Origin of the sequence: Mesorhizobium sp. M0870, assembly GCF_040319775.1 — a bacterium.
Lineage (GTDB): Bacteria > Pseudomonadota > Alphaproteobacteria > Rhizobiales > Rhizobiaceae > Mesorhizobium.
Genome location: NZ_JAMYOI010000008.1, coordinates 26448 through 46612 on the forward strand (window position 1 = coordinate 26448; position 20165 = coordinate 46612).

Below are 20165 nucleotides of genomic sequence, written 5' to 3' on the forward strand. Positions count from 1 at the left end.
TTACCCATTGCCCGAATTCTCCTCGTCAAAGCCGCCGCTTCCGTCTACGACGCGGCTTACCAGGGAGGAATCGGGATCGGCATGACGCAGCCCGTGGCGCAGAATTCGACGATCAGGAATGTGCTTCTGGCCGGCATTCTGCTGATGCTGGCCGGCGACTTCCTGTTTGCGCTGAACGACGCCATGGGCAAGTGGCTGGTCGCCAGCTTCTCCGTCGGTCAGGTGGTGCTGATCCGCTCCATCGGCGCCTTTTTCGTGCTTGGCCCGATGATTGCCCATCAAGGCACGGCCAAGCTGTTTCGCATGGAGCGCTTGGAGCTGCAGCTGCTGCGCGTTGTCATGACCACGCTCGACACCGCGCTCTTTTATGCCGCCGTGGTCTATCTGCCGCTTGCCGATGTCATGAGTTTCTACATGGCCGGGCCGATCTACGTTGCGGCGCTCTCGCACCTCTTGCTTGGCGAAAAGGTCGGTTGGCGCCGCTGGATGGCGATCCTGCTCGGCTTCTGCGGCGTTTTGATCATGCTGAAACCGTCCTCGGCGGCGTTCTCGCTGTCGTCGGGCTTTGCGCTGGTGGGCAGCATCTCCTTCGCCTTCGCCATCATCCTCAACCGCCGGCTGCGCGGCACCAGCGACACCAATCTGGTGACATGGCAGACTATCGGCACGCTGCTGGTCGGGGGTGTGCTGACCATCGGCGCCTGGCAGACGCCGTCGGCGCTCGATCTCGGCGCCATGCTGCTGCTCGGCATCGTCTCCTGCGGCGCGCATCTGATGATCACCAGGGCGCTCAAGCTGGCGCCGGCTTCGACATTGGCGCCGCTGCACTACACGCTGCTGCTGTGGGCGGTGGTGTTCGGACTGGCATTCTTCGGCGACGTGCCAGGCCCGCGCATACTGATCGGCTCGGGCATCGTCGTTCTGGCCGGCCTGTTCATCTTCCACCGCCAGAAAGTGGTCGAGACTGCGGTGCCGCCCGAAAACGTGCCGAAGGGCGTGAATTAGTAGGCTCAGCCCTGACGTATCGCCGCCAGGTGCCGTGAAAACTCCGTCGTCTCCATCAGCGCCTTGCAGCGCGCGAACCGACCGTCGGCATAGGCGCGAAAATCATCGACCGGATTGTTGTTGGCGAGCTGGATCAGCCCCCACAGCGTCCACAACAGGTCGCACATCGCCTTGTAGATGACGATGCGGCCGCGCTCCGCCGGCTTGGCCTCGCCGCCGAAATAGGCGCGCATCATCTCCTCATCCTGCCCCGTGTCGAATTTGCCTTCCACGCTGAGGTCGCCAAGGTCCCAGAGTGGGTCATTCATGCCCGAATACTCCCAGTCGACGATCCACATCCGCTCGCCGGTATCGAGAAAGTTCTCGCACAGCGGATCGCAGTGGCAGGCAACGAGCGGCAGCGGATAGGCGGCCAGCGCCGAGCGCACGCTCTCGGCGTCGCGCACCACGTCATGATAACCGGCGGGCAGGGCGACCTCCTTGGTGGACAGCACCTTGAGGTAATCGTCGATCATCGCGAACAATTCGAAGCGGAAGGGAAACACCGCGCCTGAATCGTGCAGCTTGCGAAAGGCCTCGCCGGCGCGGGCCGGACTGCCCGGACGTGTCCGGAATTTCTCCGGCGACATCGTTTCGGCGCCGGCGATGTAGCGTGTCACCATCACCCCGGTGCCGGGGTCGACATGCAGCACCTCGGGACTGACCCCTGCCTTTGCCGCTTCGCGTGCAGCCACTGCTTCGTTGGCCCGGTTGATGTATTCCTCGGTGCCCTTGCCGGGAATGCGCAGGCAGAAGTCGCCGGCCTTGAAGACGAGGTTGGTGAGGCCGCCCAGCCGTTCCAGCGGCCCGCTGTAGCCGGCCAGCATGGGAATGGCGTCCAGTGCCGCACGCGCCTCGTCAGTCACCATGCCTGCGCCCCCACGCCGTTATTTGTCGCAGCGACGGTTCCACAATTTTCGCGCTTTGGCTATCATCACTGCGAGATCAAAAATTGGCGGACTGGATAAAAGTGGCGGACAGCAAACATCATGGCGCGCTCGGCGCGGCCTACGCGGCAAAGCGGCCCGAAGAGGTGGCCGCACTCTATGATCGCTGGTCGGAAACCTATGACGCCGACATGTCGGCCGCCGGCTATCGCCATCCGACGATCTGCCTTGCCTTGCTGGCCCGCCATCTGCCGCGCGGTTCAGCACCGCTGCTCGATGCCGGGGCCGGCACCGGGCTCATCGGCGAATGGCTTGATATTGCTGGTTACCCGCAAGTCGAGGCACTCGATATTTCACAAGGCATGCTGGATCAGGCGGCCCGCAAGGGCGTCTATTCCGCGCTCCATTGCCTGGCGCTCGGCGGTCATCTGCCCTTTGCCGATGATGCCTATGCCGGGATCATCTCGGCCGGCGTCTTCACCTCGGGCCATGTCGGCGTCGAGGGGCTGGACGAGCTAATCCGCATCTGCCGCCCGGGCGGCGTGATCGTGCTGACGGTCAAGAACACGCTGTGGGATGCCGGCTTTGCCACGCGTGTCGGCGAGATCGAGGCGCAAGGCCTCGTCACCCGCGTCGAGGAAACGCGCCCTTACGTCTCCATGCCGGGCGAAGCCGACACCGTGCCCAGCCGCGGTCTCGCACTGCGCGTGACCTGACCTACGCTTTGACCCTGGCGCCTGCCGGGTCGTACATCGGCTCGAGATGGATCTTGGCCGGTGTCCTCTCCATCGCAACCACCAGTTCATAGTCGCCCGAGACCAGAAAATCGTCGCTCACCCCGTCGGCGTTGCGCACATAGCCGTAGCCGATGGTCTTGCCCAGCGTGTAGCCATAACCACCGCTGCTGAGATAACCGACCGGATCGCCATTGCGCAGTATGGTTTCGCGACCGAGCAGCACGATCTCGGGGTCGTCGACCGTGAAGCCGGCAAAGCGTTTCTTCAGTGCCGCGCCGCTGGTCTTCTCCAGCGCGCGCCGTCCAACGAAATCGGTGTTCTTGCGCAGCTTGACCGCCCAACCGAGCCCGGCTTCCTGCGGCGTGTCGTTGGGGGTGATGTCGGAGCCCCAGGCGCGATAGCCTTTTTCCAGCCTTAGCGATTCCAGCGCCCGATAGCCGACCGGGCGGATGTCATGCTTCTCGCCTGCCGCCAGCAGCGCGTCGAAGACTTCGCCGGTGGCCGCGATCGGCACATGCAGTTCCCAGCCGAGTTCGCCGACATAGGTGACGCGCAGCGCCCGAACCGTGTGGCCGGCGATGGCAATCTCATGCACATGGCCGAACGGGAAGCCGGCATTCGACACGTCGGTTCCGGTCGCCGCCGAGAGCACGTCGCGCGCCCGAGGACCCATCAGCGACAGCGTGCCGAAATCCTCGGTGACGTCGACAAGCCTGGCGTCGAGCCCTTCGCCGATATGACCGCTGATCCATGAGAAATCATGCGTGCGGAAACCTGTGCCGGTGACGATGTAGAATTTCTCCTCGGCCAGCCTCGCCACAGTGAGATCAGCCTCGATACCGCCGCGCGTGTTGAGAAGCTGCGTGTAGGTCAGCCGGCCGACCGGTTTGCTGACGTCGTTGGCGCAGATCCAGTCCAGCGCCTTCAGCGCATCGGGCCCGCTCAACTCGTATTTGGCGAAGGAGGATTGATCGAATATGCCAACCTTTTCGCGCACATGACGGTGTTCGTCGCCGACCGCCGCGAACCAGTTCTGCTGGCCCATCGAATAGATGTCCTGCGGCTCGACGCCTTCGGGCGCGAACCAGTTCGGCCGCTCCCAGCCGAGCTTCGAGCCGAACACAGCATTATGCTGTTTCAGCCTGTCGTAGAGCGGCGAGAGGATACGGGGCCTCCCGCTGGCATACTCCTCATGCGGGAAGCCGATCGTATAGTGCTTGCCATAGGCCTCCAGCGTGCGGTCGCGGACCCACTGACGGTCGCGGTGCAGGTTGGAAAAGCGCCTGATGTCGACCACCCAAAGGTCGAGCGGCGCTTCGCCGTCGACCACCCACTGCGCCAGCACCCAGCCGGCGCCGCCGCCCGAGGCGATGCCGAAGGCGTTGAAGCCGGCGCCGACGAACATGTTGGCACATTCGGGCGCTGTGCCGAGAATGAAATTGCCGTCCGGCGTAAAACTCTCCGGCCCGTTGATCATCTGCTTGACGCCGACGGTTTCCAGCGCCGGCACGCGCGCGATCGCTTGGCTCATGTGCTGCTCGAAATGGTCGTAGTCGTCGTCGAACAGCCTGAACTCCCAATCATTGGGTACGTCGCCGCCGGGGAGACCAGTCGCCCAGGCCTGCGGGTTCGGCTCATAGCCGCCCATCACCAGCCCGCCGACTTCCTCCTTGAAATAGGTGCGTCGGTCAGGGTCGCGGATGGTCGGCGCGTCGGTCGCCAGACCGTCGATCTTCTCGGTGATGATGTACTGGTGCTTCACCGGCTGAAGCGGCACGTTGATGCCGGCCATGGCCCCCACTTGCCGCGCCCATTGGCCCGCACAGTTGACCACCTTGTCGCAGGCGATGTCGCCCTTGCTGGTCTTCACCGCCGTGATGCGGCCGTCCTTCATTTCGAAGCCGGTGACACGGACATCCTCGAACAGTTTGGCGCCATGCATGCGCGCGCCCTTGGCCAGCGACTGCGTGATGTCGGAGGGGCTCGCCTGGCCATCGGTCGGCAGCCAGGAGGCGCCGACGAGATCGCCGGTCTCCAGCAGCGGCCACATTCTTTTCACCTCGTCCGGCGACAGCAATTGCATGTCCATGCCGAAGCTTTTTGCTGTTGTCGCCAGCCTTTTGTACTCCGTCCAGCGGTCGGCATTGGTGGCGAGCCTGAGGCAGCCGGTCATCTTCCAGCCGGTGGCGAGACCGGTCTCGGCCTCCAGTCCCTTGTAGAGGTCGACGGAGTATTTCAGCACGCGGGTGATAGACGCCGACGAGCGCAATTGCCCGACAAGGCCGGCGGCATGCCAGGTCGAACCCGAGGTCAGCTTGCCCTGCTCCAGCAGCACCACGTCAGCCTTATGGTCGCGCGCCAGATGATAGGCCGTCGAACAGCCGATGATGCCGCCGCCGATGACGACGATGGCGGCCTGGCTCGGCAATGTCATGATTTCTGTATCCCGTATTTTGTCCGGTAGTTTTCCAGTGCCGCGTCGAGCCGGACGAGGTTTTCCTCGGTGTAGGCGACGTAGTCGATGCCTGGCGCGTCGAGATAGAGCTCGGAGACCATGCTCCACATCGCCTCGCGCAGCAGCGAGGCGCATTGCATGGCCGCGTGCGAACGGCGGATCGCATCGTCCGGCTCCTTCATGAAGTAGGCTGTCAGGAAGGCGAAGGATTCCTCGTCGCTCATGCCGGCGTTGGAGGCGGCGCCTGCGAGGTCGAACATCGCCGTGTTGAAACCGGCATATTCGAAGTCGATCAGCCACAGCCTGTTGCCGTCATCGAGAATGTTGGCCGGCAGCAGATCATTGTGGCCAAAAACGATCGGCAGCAGCTTCTGCGCGCGCTCCAGTTCGTCGGCCAGCGTCAGCAGATGCGGCAAGTCGCTGCGCTTGCGGCTGCCGCCTTCTTCAAGCGTGCGCGCATAGTCGCGAATGACATGGAACACCCAAAACATGAAGCCGGCGCCGGAGACGTGATTGGGCATTTCCCGGTGGAAGGCGCGCATCAGAGCCGCGACGCGGCCGAGATTGGCGCGCACGTCTTCCGCCAGATAGGTTTTCGCACCGAGAAATTCCGTTACCAGTATGCCCGGTTCGGCATGGCGGACGGCTGGCGCGAAACCGGCGGCATGCGCCGCCCGAGCGGTCATAACCTCGCGCTCGCGAAAGACATGGTGGAACGGATAGTCCTTGCCGAAGCGCACGACATGTCGTCCGGCCGCGTCCGTGACCACATAATTCGCGTTGCTCAGGCCGCCGGGCAGCGGTGCGATCTCGATGCCACCGGTCCAGCAGGGCAGGGCGCGGATGCGATCTTCGGCGGTCACGGAACATCCCTGGTTTGCTGGGCTTCGACAAGGCGCCGTGAACAGCGCAACGATGGCGGGAGAAACGTAAATAATCTCGTCGGTGCGGGACGCCAGGATCGGTATCCCGCACCGCACCGACGAGCCCCTTGGCCAGGTTTTTGAGCCCGGCATCCGCCCCCGCGGATCTGAAAATTCCTTGAACAGGCACTCCAAACAGCCTGATCACTGAGTTGCGGCTCTGCCCCAGTCGCAGATCTGAAGCCCGTTAATGTCTTTGATTTCACGCCAGGGCTGCCCGCTTGTCAATAAAAAGGTGTGAACCTTTTTTGGGTATTTTGCCCGAAAGCATAAGGTAGTTCCTTTAAAAGCATGTGAATTACCTTAAAATCGGTCAAGAGCATCAGTTCGGGAAACCAGATGGCCCAGTCCAAACGACACGGCGAGATCCTGCGTCTCGTGCAGGAAGAGGGCACCGTCACCATCGCCAGTCTGGCCGACCGGCTGGGCGTGTCGCTGGAGACGGTGCGCCGCGACGTCAAGCCACTGACTGGTGATGGCTCTGTCCTCAAGATGCATGGCGCCATCGGCCTGCCGTCGATGATCGGCGAAGCGCCGTTCGAGCGGCGTATGCGTGAGAACGCCGACGCCAAGCGCGTCATTGCCCGCATGGTCGCCGCCACCATACGCGACGGCGAATCGATCATGCTCGACACCGGCACGACGACCTCATTCCTTGCGCGTGAACTGCTTGGCCACCGGCGCCTGACGGTCGTCACCAATTCCTCGGATATTGCCCGCACGCTGGCCACCATCAACGGCAACAAGGTCTATATGGCGGGCGGCGAGCTGCGCAGCGATTCCGGCGCTGCTTTCGGCGCCTCGGCAATCGATTTTGTCAGTCGTTTTTCGGTCAGCCACGCCATCATTTCCACCGGCGGCGTCGACGCGGTGATGGGCGTCATGGATTTTGATCTGGATGAAGCCGAGTTCGCCCGCATGGTGCTGTCGCGCGGCCAGCGGTCCCTGGTCATCACCGATCACTCGAAATTCGGCCGTCTTGGTCTGGTCCAGGTCTGCGGCTTCGACAGCTTTTCCGAACTCGCCACCGATCGCTCGCCGCCGCACGACCTGGCCGCCGCCCTTGCGCAGGCCGGCGCGCGGCTTAGCATCGCCGACGAGGAAGCCGGGTTTTAGCTAAACACCAGCGACTGGTGGGCGCAGACGCCCGCAAAGGTGCCAGCCGATACCGCAAAGGCGATGTTGTGCATCGAACGTGCCGCGTCGCCGGCGGCGTAGACGCCGGGCACGGTCGTCTGCTGCCTGTCATCGACGGTGATTATCGGACCGAGAAGGCCTTCGGTGAAGCCGCAGCCGAGCTGTTCGGCCAGCGGGCTGGCCATGGTGTTGCGCGGTGCGGTGAACATCGCCCTGACGCCGGCCTTTCGGCTATCGTCGAGGTGGACGATCAACCCGCCGGAGCCGTCTTCCCGCAGCTCGGCAACGCTGGTGGGCTCAAACCGCACCTTTCGGCTCTCCAGCGCGCGCATCTGCTCTGTGTCAGGCTCGAACAGGCCGTTGCCGAACAGCGTGACATCGCCCCAATCGGCGATCAATTGCGCCTGATGCAGGGACATCGGGCCGGTTGCGAGCACGCCGAGCGGCCCGCCGGAAACCTCGTAGCCGTGGCAATAGGGGCAGTGCAGCACTTTTCTGCCCCAGAGCTCGGCAAGACCGGCAACCTCCGGCAGGATATCGCGCACCCCGGTGGCCAGCACCAGCCGTGTGGCGCCGAATGTCTCGCCGCCGTCGGTGGCGATTTCGAAATCGCTGCTGTCAGCAGCAACGGCCTTGTCCGCACGCCTGTCGACAACCCTGGCTGTCGGATAGGCCAGCAGCTGCCGCCTTGCGTCATCCAGGATTGCGCCGGGCGCGCGCCCGTCATGTCCGAGGAAGCCGTGCGAATGCTCGGCAAAGCGGTTGCGCGGCTGGCCGGCGTCGATCACCAGCACCTTGCGTCCTGCGCGCGCCACCTGGATGGCGGCGGACAGGCCGGCAAAGCTGCCGCCGACGACGGCAAGATCATACTGCATGGCTGGAGACTCCAATGAGGTCAAAACGGCGGCGGAAATCGGCGGTCAGGTCGGCCAGCGTGATGCGGCTCAGTTTCTCCGCCAGCAGCTTTTCGGCGGCGATGCGAAAATCGTCGAGCACGGCGATCACCGCCTGCTCGACGAGGCAGCCGGGGCTTTCCGGCTCGGTGCTGAACGGCAGCAGCGTCTCGCCAAGCGCTGCGCTGATCTCGGCCAGGGAGATTTTCTCGGGCGCCCGTCCGAGCAGCCAGCCGCCACCGTGCCCGCGTGACGAGGTGACGATGCCGGCATCGCGCAAGCCTGCGATGGTGCGGCGGACCACGACCGGATTGGTGTGGATGAAGGTGGCAAGCTGCTCGGAGGTCAGCGCCTGTTCGGGCTTCTCGGCCATGTGGACGAGAATGTGCAAGGTCGAGGACAGTCGGCTGTTGCGCTTCATGTAACTTAGTTAGTTACGATTGGCGAAGGCGTCAAGTGTTCGCCGGTTGCCACTTCCCAGCATCGCGTCCGCCGTGTTTAGTCCGGCCATGGCTTTCACCATCCGCCAGTTGCAGTTCTTCATCGCAGTCGCCGAGCAAGGCACGGTCTCGGGCGCCGCGCAGAACCTGTCAATCTCGCAATCGTCGGTCACCGAAGCGATCAAGGAGCTCGAAAGCGATCTCGGCGTCGAACTGTTCGAACGCCATCCGCGTGGCCTCAACATCACCCACAAGGGCCACCAGTTCCTGCGCCACGCGACGAAGATTCTCGCGGACGTTTCCGACGCGCGCCGCTCTTTCTCGGGCGAGCAGACGGTGGCGGCCGGCCGGCTGCAGCTCGGCGTCACCTCACTGGTCGCCGGCTATGTGCTGTCGGATCTGCTCGCCCGCTACCGCCGCGCCTATCCCGGCGTCGAGGTCTCTGCCATCGAGGACAATGGCGATTATCTCGAACACCTCCTGATCGGCGGCAAGCTCGACATTGCCGTCATGGTCACCTCCAATTTGCGCGACCGCACCGCGTTGCAGTCGGAAATCCTCGAAGTCTCGGCCTATCGGCTGTGGCTGCCGCTCGGTCATCCGCTCGTCGGCGCCGACATCATCGGCATTGGCGACATTGCCTCCGAAACGCTGATCATGCTGACCGTCGACGAGATCGAGGAGAATACCGGCAAGCTGCTGACGGCGATCGGCGCCAAGCCGCATGTCGCCTTCCGCACCCGTTCCGTGGAGGCCGTGCGCAGTCTGGTCGCCACCGGCGCCGGTGTGGCGCTGCTGCCCGACCTCGTCTACCGGCCCTGGTCGCTGGAAGGCGACCGCATCGAATCGCGCGATATTTCCGGCTCCTTGCCGGTGGTCCAGGTCGGCATGGTCTGGCGGCGCGGCTCCGGTCTGCCGCAGGCGGCGCGCGATTTCATCGGCCTTGCCCAGTCGCAACGGACGGTCCGCCAGCGTCCCTGAGAGATCGGCTGCCCACCTATCGGAAAAACCGATATCGCCCTTCTGATAAATGAATTTGCGAAACCGGAATTTTCGAAGCACTTTCGGTTAGGGACCAAAGCCGCCATCAGAGCGGCATCAAGCCCAACGGACGAACTGACAGTTTTCAGTCCGCGCGTGACCCCTAGCGAAGACCGAAACCGGCTTTCAGGGTCAGGCGCCTAAATGGGAGATCGACAATGAATTCATTCCTGAAGTCATGCACTGCTCTGACGGTTGCGCTGACCTTTTCCGGTCAGGCCGTCGCCCAGGTCAAGGAACTTGGCAAGGGCGAAGGTCAGGTCAACATCGTTGCCTGGCCGGGCTATATCGAGCGCGGCGAAACCGACAAGGGTTATGACTGGGTGACCTCCTTCGAGAAGGAGACCGGCTGCAAGGTCAACGTCAAGACCGCCAACACCTCCGATGAAATGGTCTCGCTGATGAATGAGGGCGGCTTCGACCTCGTCACCGCTTCAGGCGATGCCTCGCTGCGCCTCGTTGCCGGCAAGCGCGTGCAGCCGATCAACACCGATCTCATCCCGAGCTGGAAGACGGTCGACGAGCGCCTCAAGGACGCGCCGTGGTTCACCGTCGGCGGCGCCCATTACGGCGTTCCTTACCAGTGGGGCCCGAACGTCCTCATGTACAACACCGACGTGTTCAAGGAGGCTCCCAAGAGCTGGAACATCGTCTTCGAGGAAATGAAGCTGCCTGACGGCAAGTCCAACAAGGGCCGCGTCCAAGCCTATGACGGGCCGATCCACATCGCGGATGCCGCCAACTATCTGATGTTCCACAAGCCGGAACTCGGCATCAAGGACCCCTACGAACTGAACGAGGATCAGTACAAGGCTGCGCTGGAATTGCTGCGCGTCCAGCGCACGCTGGTCGGCCGCTATTGGCACGACGCCGCCATTCAGGTCGACGATTTCCAGAACGAAGGCGTCGTCGCTTCCGGCTCGTGGCCGTATCAGGTCAACACGCTGGTCGCCGCCAAGAAGCCGGTCGCGTCCACCATCCCGGAGGAGGGCGCCACCGGTTGGGCCGACACCACGATGATGGAAGCCGATTCGGCCAACCCAAACTGCGCCTATATGTGGATGGAACATTCGCTGTCGCCCAAGGTGCAGGGCGATGTCTCGGCCTGGTTCGGTTCGCTGCCCGTCGTGCCCGCCGCCTGCAAGGGCAACGAGCTTTTGACCGACGAAGGCTGCAAGACCAACGGCTACGAGAATTTCGACAAGATCAAGTTCTGGAAGACGCCGGTGTCGAAATGCACCACCCAGAACGACCAGTGCGTGCCCTACTACCGCTGGGTGTCGGACTATATCGGCGTCATCGGCGGGCGGTGATTTTTCTTACCCTCCCTCTCGTGGGGAGGGTCGACGCATAGCGTCGGGGTGGGGTCGGCTCGGCGTTTTTCGAGGCACCCCCACCCGCGGCTTCGCCGCGACCTCTCCATAAGGGGGGGGTAGGACGTCGCGCGACATCAGCACACCAAACCGGCAACGGACTGACAGCCCATGACCTCCGCCGTCTCCTTCCAGAAAGCCTCGCGCCATTTCGGCAGCGTGCGCGCCGTCGACGCGGTCGATCTCGATATCGCGCCGGGGGAATTCTTCGCCATGCTCGGGCCGTCCGGTTCCGGCAAGACCACTTGCCTGCGCCTCATCGCCGGCTTCGAGCAGCCGACATCGGGCTCGATCTCGATCTTCGGCGAACGCGCCGAGGGCGTTCCGCCCTATCGCCGCAACGTCAACACCGTGTTTCAGGACTATGCGCTGTTCCCGCATCTGAACGTGCTCGACAACGTCGCCTACGGGCTGATGGTCAAGGGCGTCGGCAAGGCTCAGCGGCACAAGGCGGCGGAAGAGGCGCTGTCACTGGTGCGGCTGCCCGGCTATGGCGCCCGCCGCCCCGGCCAGCTTTCCGGCGGCCAGCGCCAGCGCGTCGCGCTCGCCCGTGCGCTGGTCAACCAGCCAAAGGTGCTGCTGCTCGACGAGCCGCTCGGCGCGCTCGACCTCAAATTGCGCGAGAACATGCAGGAGGAGCTGAAGTCGCTGCAGAAGGCGCTCGGCATCACCTTCGTCTTCGTCACCCACGACCAGGGCGAAGCACTGTCGATGGCCGACCGCGTCGCCGTTTTCAACGACGGCAAGATCATGCAGATCGGCACGCCGGAGGATATCTACCAGCGGCCGAAGACGCGTTTTGTTGCCGATTTTGTCGGCTCATCGAATGTACTGCCACCGGATTTCGTCGAGCGTTATTCCGGCCAGCATCGCTGGGGGAGTCTCCGCCCTGAATCCATTCGCGTCGGCCGCGCGGCCAGCGGGGGCACAAGTGGTGAAGGCGTGTCCGCCCGCCTCGTCTCGACCAACTATCTCGGCGCCACGACAAAACTGGCGCTCGACGCCGACGGCCTTCGACTGCACGCCATCGTGCCGGCCGGCACGGCCTTGCCTGGGGAAGGCGAGGCGGTCGTGCTGACTTTTAACCGCGAGCACCTGCATCTGATGGACGAGCCGGCATGATGAAGGTTTGCGCATTGCACCCCCCTCTGTCCTGCCGGACATCTCCCCCGCAAGGGGGGAGATTGGCTGTTACCACTGGCTTCGCCAGCTTCCAACGCTGCAGAGCCGGTGAGGCGGACAAGCTGCTGATCTCCCCCCTTGCGGGGGAGATGTCCGGCAGGACAGAGGGGGGTGTGAAGGATCTCGGCCTCTCATACATCCTCCATGAGTACAGAGCTCCATCATGACGACCGCCGCGCTCAGCTCCAATCCCGCGCCCGCCATCCTGCCGGGCAGCGGCGGCCTGCGTGGCGCGCTGTCGGACCTTTTCTGGCGCAAGCCGAAGGTCCTGCTGTTGCTCATGCTGCTGCCGCCGGTGCTTTGGCTGGGCATCGTCTATATCGGCTCGCTGTTTGCGCTCCTGGCGCAGAGCTTTTTCTCCATCGACGAGTTTTCCGGTCTCATCAACCGTGAGTTCACGCTCAAGACCTATGGTGACCTGTTCCAGGCCGCCAATCTCGATATCATCCTGCGCACGGTGACGATGGCGGCTCTGGTCACGCTGGCCTCGGCCGTCATCGCTTTCCCCATCGCCTACTACGCGGCGCGCTATGCGCGCGGTCGCTGGAAGGCCTTGTTCTATCTCGGCATCATGCTGCCGCTGTGGTCGAGCTATCTGGTCAAGATCTACGCCTGGAAGCTCATCCTGGCCAAGGAAGGCATCCTCACCTGGCTCCTCGCCAAGCTGCATTTGTTGTGGGTGCTCGACGCCTGGCTGTCGCTGCCGATCGTCGGCGGCAATTCGCTGTCGGTATCGTTCACCGGCACCTTCATCGTCTTCGTCTATGTCTGGTTACCGTTCATGATCCTGCCGGTACAGGCGGCGCTCGAGCGCGTGCCCGGCAATCTCGTCGAGGCCTCGTCTGATCTCGGCGCCTCTCCGGGACAGACCTTCCGCAACGTGCTGTTCCCGCTGGCGCTGCCGGGCATCGTCGCCGGTTCGATCTTCACCTTCTCGCTTACGCTGGGCGACTACATCATCCCGCAGATCATCGGTACCTCGCGGCTGTTCATCGGCCAGGCGGTCTATTCGCAGCAAGGCACGGCCGGCAACATCCCGCTCGCCGCCGCCTTCACCGTGGTGCCGATCGTCATCATGGGCTTCTACCTCTGGGGCGCCAAGCGCATGGGGGCCTTCGATGCGCTCTGATGGTTCCCAGTCGGCGCCGCTCGGCCTGAAGATCGCCGCCGCCTGCGGCCTGCTGTTCCTGCATCTGCCGATCCTGCTGATCTTCGTCTATGCCTTCACCACCGAGGAGAAGAGCTTTGTCTGGCCACCCCCCGGCCTGACGACGCAATGGTTCGCCGTCACCTGGAACCGGCCGGATGTCTGGCAGGCATTGTCGCTGTCGGTCAGGGTTGCCGCGATCTCGACGGCGATCGCGCTCGTCCTCGGCACGCTCTGTTCGGCGGCGGTTTCGCGGACAAAATTCTTCGGCCGCGAAACCATCTCGCTGCTGGTCATCCTGCCGATCGCGCTGCCCGGCATCATCACCGGCATCGCGCTGCGCTCGGCCTTTTCGCTCGCCGACATTCCGTTCTCGTTCTGGACGATCGTGCTCGGCCACGCCACCTTCTGCGTCGTCGTCGTCTACAACAATGCCGTCGCCCGCTTTCGCCGCACCTCCGGATCGATGATCGAGGCGTCGATGGATCTCGGCGCCGACGGTTTTCAGACCTTCCGACATGTCGTGCTGCCCAACATTGCCACGGCGCTGCTTGCCGGCGGCATGCTGGCCTTCGCGCTGTCCTTCGACGAGGTCATCGTCACCACCTTCACCGCCGGCCAGCAGCAGACATTGCCGATCTGGATGCTGGAAGAGCTGATCCGTCCGCGCCAGCGCCCGGTGACCAATGTCGTCGCCATGGTCGTGGTGCTGGTGACGCTGCTGCCCATCCTTGCCGCCCATTACCTCACCCGCGACGGCGACCAGATTGCGGGCAGTGGAAAATGAAATCAGCGAATAGGGAGTGACGAATAGCGAATAGGGAAGATCGACAGTCAAACCCTACTCGCTATTCGCTACTCGCTACTCGCTCCTGTTAAGGAGAAACCTTATGGACACCCAGATGCTGATCGGCTCGAGATTCGAGAAGGGCACCGAGACCGAGGAACCGATCCTCAATCCAAAGACCGGGGCGACCATCCTCAGCCTGCCCGAGGCCAGCCAGGCACAGATTGAGGCGGCGATCACTGCCGCCGAACAAGCGTTCGTCTTGTGGTCGCGCACCACGCCGGCGCAGCGCTCCGGCTATTTGCTGAAGATCGCCGACCGCATCGAGGCCGATGCCAAGGAATTCGCCACGCTCGAGGCGCTCAATTGCGGCAAGCCGATCAACGCCGTGCTCAATGATGAAATCCCGGCCATCGTCGACTGCTACCGCTTCTTCGCCGGTGCCGTCCGTTCGATGCCCGGCGTCGTCGCCGGCGAATACATTCCCGGCCATACTTCGATGGTCCGCCGCGACGCCATCGGCATCGTCGCTTCCATCGCGCCGTGGAACTATCCGCTGATGATGATGGCCTGGAAGTTGGCGCCGGCAATCGCCGGCGGCAACACCGTCGTCTTCAAGCCTTCCGAGCAGACACCGCTGACGGCGCTGAAGCTGGCAAAAATCCTTGCGGAAATCCTGCCGGAAGGCGTGGTCAATGTCGTGCTCGGCCGCGGCGACAGCGTCGGCAACACGCTGATCAACCATCCCAAGGTCAACATGATCTCGATCACCGGCGATGTCGCCACCGGCAAGAAAGTGCTGCAGGCGGCCGCCAAGTCGGTCAAGCGCACGCATCTCGAGCTCGGCGGCAAGGCGCCGGTCATCGTCTTCGACGACGCCGATCTTGGCGCCGTGGTCAACGGCCTGCGCGCCTTCGGCTATTACAATGCCGGCCAGGACTGCACCGCCGCCTGCCGTATCTACGCCGGCAGGAAGATCTATGACAAACTCGTCGCCGATCTCTCCTCGGCCGTCTCGACCATCAAGTACAATCGTCCCGACGACACCGAAAACGAGATCGGCCCACTCATCTCCCGCCGCCAGCGCGACCGCGTCTCCAGCTTCGTCGAGCGCGCCTCGGAACTGAACCACATCGAGATCACCACCGGCGGCAAGCCGGGCGAGGGTTCCGGCTTCTACTACCAGCCGACAGTCGTTGCCGGCGCGCTGCAGGAAGACGAAATCGTGCGCCGCGAAGTGTTCGGCCCGGTCGTCTCGGTTACTCGTTTTTCGGAGGTCGACGAGGCGGTGAACTGGGCCAATGACAGCGACTACGGCCTGGCGTCCTCGGTATGGACCAAGGATGTCTCGCGCGCCATGGCGACGGCCGCCCGCCTGCAATATGGCTGCACATGGATCAACACCCACTTCATGCTGACCAACGAGATGCCGCATGGCGGGCTGAAGCAGTCCGGCTACGGCAAGGACATGTCGCTCTATGCGCTGGAGGACTACACCGCCGTGCGGCATGTGATGGTGGCGCATGGTTGAGAAGTGGTCCGCGTAGCAAACGAAAAGCCAATTGCTTGGCTTTTCGAGCTTCGAACGCCCTGCGCCTGCGAAGGGCCGGGCGTGGCTATTTTCTCTTCTCCCCGTTCACGGGGAGAAGAGTCGCTACTCCACAACGCGATAAATATTCCATAGGCTGGTGCCCGACACGACATAGGGCTCGATCTCCTTGCCCCATTTCGCGTGCGCGTCGATCTTGCCGATCTTGGCGAAGAACGCCTCCAACTGGGCCAGGCTTTCGACCTGGTGATGGGACTCGACGGTCGCCTCCCGCGCGCCGATAGAACCGGTCATGATCTGGAACTCCAGCTCGGCGAGGCCGACCTGCGAGCCGATCTCGCGTTCCCATTTCTTCAACAGGTCGAGCACGGTCTGCTTGTGTCCGAATTTGGCGTCGATCTGCCATCTGGCGCTGAACATCGTCTTCTCCTCCAGCTTTGCGGCCCAGGCCGCGGTTGATCCACCGGCTGTTGCCTACTCGTCCCAGGCCTGCACGACGGTCTGCCTTGCGATCCGCCCGTCCTTCAGCTCCAGCATCGCCGCGCAGAACACCTTGGTGCCGTCCGGATAGGCGCAGGCCTGGGTGAAGGCGAGACTGTCGCCGTCGGCGATGGTGGTATCGACCTTGTGGGTCATCGCGCGGCTGCAGATGTCGTCCCAGAATGTGGTGATCGCGGCGCGTCCGCGGATCTCGCGCGGCTTGCTCGGCGGGTTGTTGCGGTCGATCACCCGCACCAGCGCGTCTTCGGCATAAAAGCTCGACAGCATCTTGCCGTCACGGGTTTCGATGGCCTTCTTGATCGCCGCGCCATCCACTGTTTGGGTCTTGGTCAGCATGTCATTCTCCATTGGCCCGTCTTCCGGGCGGTTGATGGTCGAAGTGCTGCCCGGCGCTTGTCGCCAGGCAGTGGTTTTTACTGCGACTTCGCCTTGACGGCCGCGAACACGTCGTCGGCCTGCTTCTTGAAGGTCGTCAGATCGACCTGGCTGCCGTTGAGCATCGTCGACCAGTGGCGCACGATCGCGGACATCGCCACCGCCTCCTTGATCTCCTCGTCGCTGGCGCCGTTGAGCCTGGCCGCCTCGGTGTGGAAATAGATGCAATACTGGCACGGGATTTGTGCTGCGACGGCGAGGCCCAGCAGTTCCTTGGTCTTGCCGTCAAGCGCCGTCTTCGGGTTGAGCTGCACGCCCTTGATCTCGGCCCAGGCGCCGGCGACGGCCACATCCGGCAACGTCTTGAACATGTCCGGCACCGAGCCGAGCGTCGCCTCAATGTCCTTGTAGGTCGCCGCCGCGGACGCATCCTCGGCCTTTGCCGGAGCGATGGCGAACAGCGCTCCAATGCCTGCCGCTATCACAAGCGATTTGAGTGTTTGGTTCGACGTCAGCATTTCCTCCTCCGTTCGCAGCACCTTTCCGGCGACATCCGCCTGGCCTGCATGGGAGAATTGATAGCGCCTAGCCGCCCTTGGCCGCTTCGCCCGAAAGCGCCATGGCTCTCATGGCCCGTGCGGGCCAGGGTGCCTGACTGAGAACGCCGCCGCCGCCGCCCGCGACGGCAGGTCCAGCTTGAGCAGTATGTTGGCGACATGGCGCTTGACCGTGTGTTCGCTCAGCCTCAATTCGGCGGCGATCGCGGCATTGCTCTTGCCGTCGGCGACGAGGCTCACCACCTCGGTTTCGCGCGCCGTCAATGCGGCAGGCTCGGCAGCCTTGGGTTTGGGCCGGCAGGCGGGTTCCAGGTGTTGTTCGGACGTCGCATGGACCAGCGCCAACGGCTCCTCCAACTCGTCGACGCTGATGCGCCCGGCGTCGGTGAAATGCAGGCCCGACCCAGCCGCTAGATCGGCGATCAGACGCGACGCGATAATGTCGCCGCGGCCGGCATGGGCGGCTAGTTGCATCGCCACCCGCGCCGTCATCCCAACGGGCGGACCGCGCACTTCGATCTCGCCGACATGCGCCCCTTGCGCGCTTGCCACGCCGATTTCCTGCGCCGCCTCGCGCAGCGCCGCCGCGCAGCGAATGGCGCGTGCCGGGCCATCGAAGCGCGAAATCATCAACTCGCCCTGCAGGCCCACAGAGCGCCCGCCATGGCGCCCGACCAGCAGCTGCCAGGTTTCCTGAAAGCGTTGGCTGCGTTCGCTCCACATGCGGTCGCCGAGCCGCGCCGTGTCGTAGATGCGTGTCACCAGCAGCGCCGCCAGCACACGGTCCACTTCGCCTACGGCGCGCTCGCCGGTCAGGAATTCCTCGATCAAGTCGGCCACCCCATCGACATCGCCGGTCCAGATCGGATGATCGCGTCCCGGAATCTCGACGAGCCGGGCATCGGGAATCTTTTGCGCAAGGAAGCGGCTGGCATCGGGGTCGACCCGCGCATCGTTGCGGCGATGTATCACAAGCGTCGGCGCGCTGATCACGCTCAGGATATGGCGGATGTCGACGTCGGCGTTCATGCGCCACAGCGCCGCCGCCGAAGTCGGGCTCGCCGATAATCGTTCGAAACGTGCCCACCACTGAGCGAAATGCGCGTCGTCGACCCGGCTCGGCGCGAAATGGGGCAGCGTGGCGCCGGTGCCCCAGGCTGTCTCCGCCATCTCGATGAAAGCGTCGAGGCGTTCGCGCGACATCACCCATTTGTGGAAATGCGCATAGCCGCCATAGAGCGCCAGAGCTCGCGTCCGCTCCGGATAGGTGGCGGCGAACAGCATCGCCATCGGCGCGCCTTCGGAGGAGCCGAGCAGGGCTGCACGGCCGCTGCCGGCGGCGTCCATAACCGCGCGCACATCGTCCATCCGCATTTCGAGACTGGGCAGGTTATGCGCGTCGACGCGGTCGGAAAGACCGGTGCCGCGCTTGTCGAACAGGATCAGCCGCGAGAATGCCGAAAGCCGCTTCAAGAGCCTGGTATAGCCCTCGTCTTCCCAGTGCAGGTCGAGGTTGGAAATGAAACCCGGCACGAAGACGAGATCGAACGATCCCTGCCCGACCACCTGATAGGCGATCCGCACATCGCCGCTACGGGCGTATCGCGTCTCGATCGGCCTCACGAGATTTCCACCCCGGCCTGACGATTTCTGGTCGTCAAACCATAGCAGAACAGCGCAGATTGCCGCAGCTAAACTTTAGCGATGGAGAATATAAGCCGGCGCGGCTTGGCGACTATTCCTGCGAGGCGGCGACATCGGCAGGGGAGGGCTCGAGTCCGAGTTTGAGGTCGGCCGCAGCCGGCGTGATCGGCCGCCTGATCCTGGCGGAGGCGGCCACCACCAACTCGTTGAAGTTCCCGGTGCCGTCGTCCAGCATTTCGAAGAACTGCCGCCGCATCCTCGGCTCCCAGAACTTGTTGATGTGCTCGGCGACGCCGGCAATGCCTTCCTCGCGCGGCTTGGAATGGAAGAAATCGGCGATCTGGTTTGCCATGCGCACCAGCTTGTCGGCGGTGCTCATAATGTGTTCTTCGTCATGCGACATGCTTGGCAACTCCGCAAACCACCCGGTCGGGGTGGGTGAAAATATCAAAATCGTCGCCGCGAACCAGCGCCACCAGCGTCATGCCGGCCTCTTGCGCCGTGCGGATGGCAAGTGCGGTCGGCGCCGAGACGGCGATGATGAAGGCCGAGCCGATAGAAGCCGTCTTCTGCACCATTTCAACCGAAACCCTGGATGTCACCACGACAGCACCGGATGCGCCGTCGATGCGGGCTTTGGCCAGCGCGCCGGCCAGCTTGTCGAGCGCATTGTGACGGCCGACATCTTCGCGCGCCATGACGATGCCCTTGCCAGGTACATAGAAGCCGGCGGCGTGCACGGCTCCGGTCTCGGTGTGCAGCGGCTGCACTTTCGACAGAAGCTTGACCGAACGGACAATGTCGTCGGCATCAAGCGTAAGCTTTGAAGCACCAACCGCATCGACCGAGCGCATTGCTTCCTCGATCGATTCGATGCCGCAGAGCCCGCAGCCGACCGGGCCGGCGAGCCTTCGCCGCCGCGCTTCAAAACGAGTGTTGGCTCGGTCCTTCAGCCGGATCTGGATGTCGATGCCGGCGCCATGGTCCTCGACCTCGATCGCTTCGATCTCATCCGGTAACGAGATGATGCCTTCGGTCAGCGAGAAGCCGAGCGCGAAATCCTCGAAGTCGGCCGGGCTCGCCATCATCACGGCGTGGGTGGTGCCGGCAAAGGAGAACGCCACCGGCGTCTCTTCCGGCACCATGCGGTCGGCAGCAGCCGTGCCGCTGGCGCGATGCGCCAAGCGGGAAATTTGGCTGAGAGGCTGGCGGGTACGCATCAGGTTCGCTTCATCCAAACAGGCGCCAATTCGGGAACATCATGGGCAATGGCTTCAAACGCCTCGTAGTGTCCGTTGCCCATTATCTTGCCGACGATGCTCCGAAGCTTTTCGAAATCCTCTTTGGCAGCATGTCCCTGAATATCACTTAGGAAGCGATCCAGATCGGCGCCTTGCTTCTCACAAAGGCGAAGGAGCATTTCGTAGGCTTCCTTTCGAGTCACCTTTGTTCCTCCGTCATTGCAACGTCGCCCTCATTTTATCGAAAGCGAG

At 63.4% G+C, this 20165-nt stretch carries 21 protein-coding genes; 9 read left to right on the plus strand and 12 right to left on the minus strand.

What is annotated here, in order from left to right; all coding sequences use genetic code 11:
• Window positions 1–81 precede the first annotated feature (81 nt).
• Complete coding sequence (locus tag NKH97_RS11875; protein WP_023811665.1) at window positions 82–1005, plus strand: DMT family transporter; 924 nt, start codon at window positions 82–84, stop codon at window positions 1003–1005.
• A gap of 5 nt (window positions 1006–1010) precedes the next feature.
• Here NKH97_RS11875 and NKH97_RS11880 read toward each other — a convergent pair whose 3' ends face one another.
• Window positions 1011–1913: a phosphotransferase family protein gene (locus tag NKH97_RS11880; RefSeq protein ID WP_023811666.1), complete on the minus strand. Its 903-nt coding sequence runs from the start codon at window positions 1911–1913 to the stop codon at window positions 1011–1013.
• 101 nt (window positions 1914–2014) lie between these two features.
• Here NKH97_RS11880 and NKH97_RS11885 point away from each other — a divergent pair, with 101 nt between their 5' ends.
• Window positions 2015–2647, plus strand: a complete 633-nt coding sequence (locus NKH97_RS11885) for a class I SAM-dependent DNA methyltransferase (RefSeq protein WP_164893001.1) — start codon at window positions 2015–2017, stop codon at window positions 2645–2647.
• Window position 2648: 1 nt separating this feature from the next.
• Here the strand turns inward: NKH97_RS11885 and NKH97_RS11890 are convergent, their stop codons facing one another.
• Window positions 2649–5102, minus strand: coding sequence for a GcvT family protein (locus NKH97_RS11890; protein WP_352796919.1), 2454 nt, complete (start codon window positions 5100–5102; stop codon window positions 2649–2651).
• Window positions 5099–5986, minus strand: a complete 888-nt coding sequence (locus tag NKH97_RS11895) for a phosphotransferase family protein (protein ID WP_023811669.1) — start codon at window positions 5984–5986, stop codon at window positions 5099–5101. The genes NKH97_RS11890 and NKH97_RS11895 overlap by 4 nt, the downstream gene beginning before the upstream one ends.
• Before the next feature lie 399 nt (window positions 5987–6385).
• On the opposite strand from NKH97_RS11895, the gene NKH97_RS11900 reads away from it, so the two are divergent.
• On the plus strand, window positions 6386–7162 hold the full coding sequence (locus NKH97_RS11900) for a DeoR/GlpR family DNA-binding transcription regulator (RefSeq protein WP_023811670.1): 777 nt from the start codon (window positions 6386–6388) through the stop codon (window positions 7160–7162).
• Here NKH97_RS11900 and NKH97_RS11905 read toward each other — a convergent pair.
• Entirely contained in the window at window positions 7159–8058 is a 900-nt protein-coding gene (locus NKH97_RS11905) for an NAD(P)/FAD-dependent oxidoreductase (RefSeq protein WP_128304832.1), read from the minus strand. The two genes, NKH97_RS11900 and NKH97_RS11905, sit on opposite strands and share 4 nt — an antisense overlap.
• Entirely contained in the window at window positions 8048–8497 is a 450-nt protein-coding gene (locus tag NKH97_RS11910; RefSeq protein WP_128304833.1) for an RrF2 family transcriptional regulator, read from the minus strand. Before NKH97_RS11910 ends, NKH97_RS11905 begins: the two co-directional genes overlap by 11 nt.
• Before the next feature lie 88 nt (window positions 8498–8585).
• Between NKH97_RS11910 and NKH97_RS11915 the strand changes: the two genes are divergently transcribed.
• The 6 genes from NKH97_RS11915 (at window position 8586) to NKH97_RS11940 (ending at window position 15577) form a co-directional block, all read left to right on the plus strand.
• Window positions 8586–9497 (plus strand): LysR family transcriptional regulator, encoded by a 912-nt coding sequence (locus NKH97_RS11915; protein WP_023811673.1) that lies wholly within the window; start codon window positions 8586–8588, stop codon window positions 9495–9497.
• Window positions 9498–9715: 218 nt separating this feature from the next.
• Entirely contained in the window at window positions 9716–10870 is a 1155-nt protein-coding gene (locus tag NKH97_RS11920) for an ABC transporter substrate-binding protein (RefSeq protein WP_023811674.1), read from the plus strand.
• Window positions 10871–11041: 171 nt separating this feature from the next.
• Window positions 11042–12052 carry an ABC transporter ATP-binding protein gene (locus tag NKH97_RS11925; RefSeq protein WP_352796926.1) on the plus strand — a complete coding sequence of 337 codons (1011 nt, stop codon included), beginning with the start codon at window positions 11042–11044 and terminating at the stop codon, window positions 12050–12052.
• Window positions 12053–12275: 223 nt separating this feature from the next.
• Entirely contained in the window at window positions 12276–13241 is a 966-nt protein-coding gene (locus tag NKH97_RS11930) for an ABC transporter permease (protein WP_023811677.1), read from the plus strand.
• Window positions 13231–14046, plus strand: a complete 816-nt coding sequence (locus NKH97_RS11935) for an ABC transporter permease (RefSeq protein ID WP_352610813.1) — start codon at window positions 13231–13233, stop codon at window positions 14044–14046. The genes NKH97_RS11930 and NKH97_RS11935 overlap by 11 nt, the downstream gene beginning before the upstream one ends.
• 103 nt (window positions 14047–14149) lie before the next feature.
• Window positions 14150–15577 (plus strand): gamma-aminobutyraldehyde dehydrogenase, encoded by a 1428-nt coding sequence (locus NKH97_RS11940; protein WP_352439716.1) that lies wholly within the window; start codon window positions 14150–14152, stop codon window positions 15575–15577.
• Window positions 15578–15700: 123 nt separating this feature from the next.
• Here NKH97_RS11940 and NKH97_RS11945 read toward each other — a convergent pair whose 3' ends face one another.
• The 7 genes from NKH97_RS11945 to NKH97_RS11975 form a co-directional block, all read right to left on the minus strand.
• On the minus strand, window positions 15701–16015 hold the full coding sequence (locus tag NKH97_RS11945) for a hypothetical protein (RefSeq protein WP_127290045.1): 315 nt from the start codon (window positions 16013–16015) through the stop codon (window positions 15701–15703).
• A gap of 54 nt (window positions 16016–16069) precedes the next feature.
• Window positions 16070–16432, minus strand: a complete 363-nt coding sequence (locus NKH97_RS11950; protein ID WP_352610811.1) for a nuclear transport factor 2 family protein — start codon at window positions 16430–16432, stop codon at window positions 16070–16072.
• Window positions 16433–16509: 77 nt separating this feature from the next.
• Window positions 16510–16989: a carboxymuconolactone decarboxylase family protein gene (locus NKH97_RS11955; protein WP_023811682.1), complete on the minus strand. Its 480-nt coding sequence runs from the start codon at window positions 16987–16989 to the stop codon at window positions 16510–16512.
• A 108-nt stretch (window positions 16990–17097) separates the two neighbouring features.
• Window positions 17098–18651 carry an alpha/beta fold hydrolase gene (locus NKH97_RS11960; protein WP_352610809.1) on the minus strand — a complete coding sequence of 518 codons (1554 nt, stop codon included), beginning with the start codon at window positions 18649–18651 and terminating at the stop codon, window positions 17098–17100.
• A 112-nt stretch (window positions 18652–18763) separates the two neighbouring features.
• The gene (locus NKH97_RS11965) at window positions 18764–19075 is read right to left on the minus strand and encodes a formate dehydrogenase subunit delta (RefSeq protein ID WP_352610808.1); all 312 of its coding nucleotides are present in this window, start codon (window positions 19073–19075) and stop codon (window positions 18764–18766) included.
• The gene (gene fdhD / locus NKH97_RS11970) at window positions 19065–19892 is read right to left on the minus strand and encodes a formate dehydrogenase accessory sulfurtransferase FdhD (RefSeq protein ID WP_128304839.1); all 828 of its coding nucleotides are present in this window, start codon (window positions 19890–19892) and stop codon (window positions 19065–19067) included. Before fdhD ends, NKH97_RS11965 begins: the two co-directional genes overlap by 11 nt.
• Entirely contained in the window at window positions 19892–20092 is a 201-nt protein-coding gene (locus NKH97_RS11975; protein ID WP_155930580.1) for a thioredoxin domain-containing protein, read from the minus strand. The genes fdhD and NKH97_RS11975 overlap by 1 nt, the downstream gene beginning before the upstream one ends.
• Window positions 20093–20165 lie beyond the last annotated feature (73 nt).

Bases quoted from the DNA above. Each gene is read 5' to 3' on its own strand.
- NKH97_RS11910 (WP_128304833.1), bottom strand. From the start codon at position 8,497: ATGAAGCGCAACAGCCGACTGTCCTCGACCTTGCACATTCTCGTCCAC.
- NKH97_RS11915 (WP_023811673.1), top strand. From the start codon at position 8,586: ATGGCTTTCACCATCCGCCAGTTGCAGTTCTTCATCGCAGTCGCCGAG.
- NKH97_RS11880 (WP_023811666.1), bottom strand. From the start codon at position 1,913: ATGGTGACTGACGAGGCGCGTGCGGCACTGGACGCCATTCCCATGCTG.
- NKH97_RS11935 (WP_352610813.1), top strand. From the start codon at position 13,231: ATGCGCTCTGATGGTTCCCAGTCGGCGCCGCTCGGCCTGAAGATCGCC.
- NKH97_RS11890 (WP_352796919.1), bottom strand. From the start codon at position 5,102: ATGACATTGCCGAGCCAGGCCGCCATCGTCGTCATCGGCGGCGGCATC.
- NKH97_RS11905 (WP_128304832.1), bottom strand. From the start codon at position 8,058: ATGCAGTATGATCTTGCCGTCGTCGGCGGCAGCTTTGCCGGCCTGTCC.
- NKH97_RS11925 (WP_352796926.1), top strand. From the start codon at position 11,042: ATGACCTCCGCCGTCTCCTTCCAGAAAGCCTCGCGCCATTTCGGCAGC.
- fdhD (WP_128304839.1), bottom strand. From the start codon at position 19,892: ATGCGTACCCGCCAGCCTCTCAGCCAAATTTCCCGCTTGGCGCATCGC.
- NKH97_RS11955 (WP_023811682.1), bottom strand. From the start codon at position 16,989: ATGCTGACGTCGAACCAAACACTCAAATCGCTTGTGATAGCGGCAGGC.
- NKH97_RS11965 (WP_352610808.1), bottom strand. From the start codon at position 19,075: ATGTCGCATGACGAAGAACACATTATGAGCACCGCCGACAAGCTGGTG.
- NKH97_RS11945 (WP_127290045.1), bottom strand. From the start codon at position 16,015: ATGTTCAGCGCCAGATGGCAGATCGACGCCAAATTCGGACACAAGCAG.
- NKH97_RS11975 (WP_155930580.1), bottom strand. From the start codon at position 20,092: ATGCTCCTTCGCCTTTGTGAGAAGCAAGGCGCCGATCTGGATCGCTTC.
- NKH97_RS11930 (WP_023811677.1), top strand. From the start codon at position 12,276: ATGACGACCGCCGCGCTCAGCTCCAATCCCGCGCCCGCCATCCTGCCG.
- NKH97_RS11940 (WP_352439716.1), top strand. From the start codon at position 14,150: ATGGACACCCAGATGCTGATCGGCTCGAGATTCGAGAAGGGCACCGAG.
- NKH97_RS11920 (WP_023811674.1), top strand. From the start codon at position 9,716: ATGAATTCATTCCTGAAGTCATGCACTGCTCTGACGGTTGCGCTGACC.
- NKH97_RS11900 (WP_023811670.1), top strand. From the start codon at position 6,386: ATGGCCCAGTCCAAACGACACGGCGAGATCCTGCGTCTCGTGCAGGAA.
- NKH97_RS11950 (WP_352610811.1), bottom strand. From the start codon at position 16,432: ATGCTGACCAAGACCCAAACAGTGGATGGCGCGGCGATCAAGAAGGCC.
- NKH97_RS11875 (WP_023811665.1), top strand. From the start codon at position 82: ATGACGCAGCCCGTGGCGCAGAATTCGACGATCAGGAATGTGCTTCTG.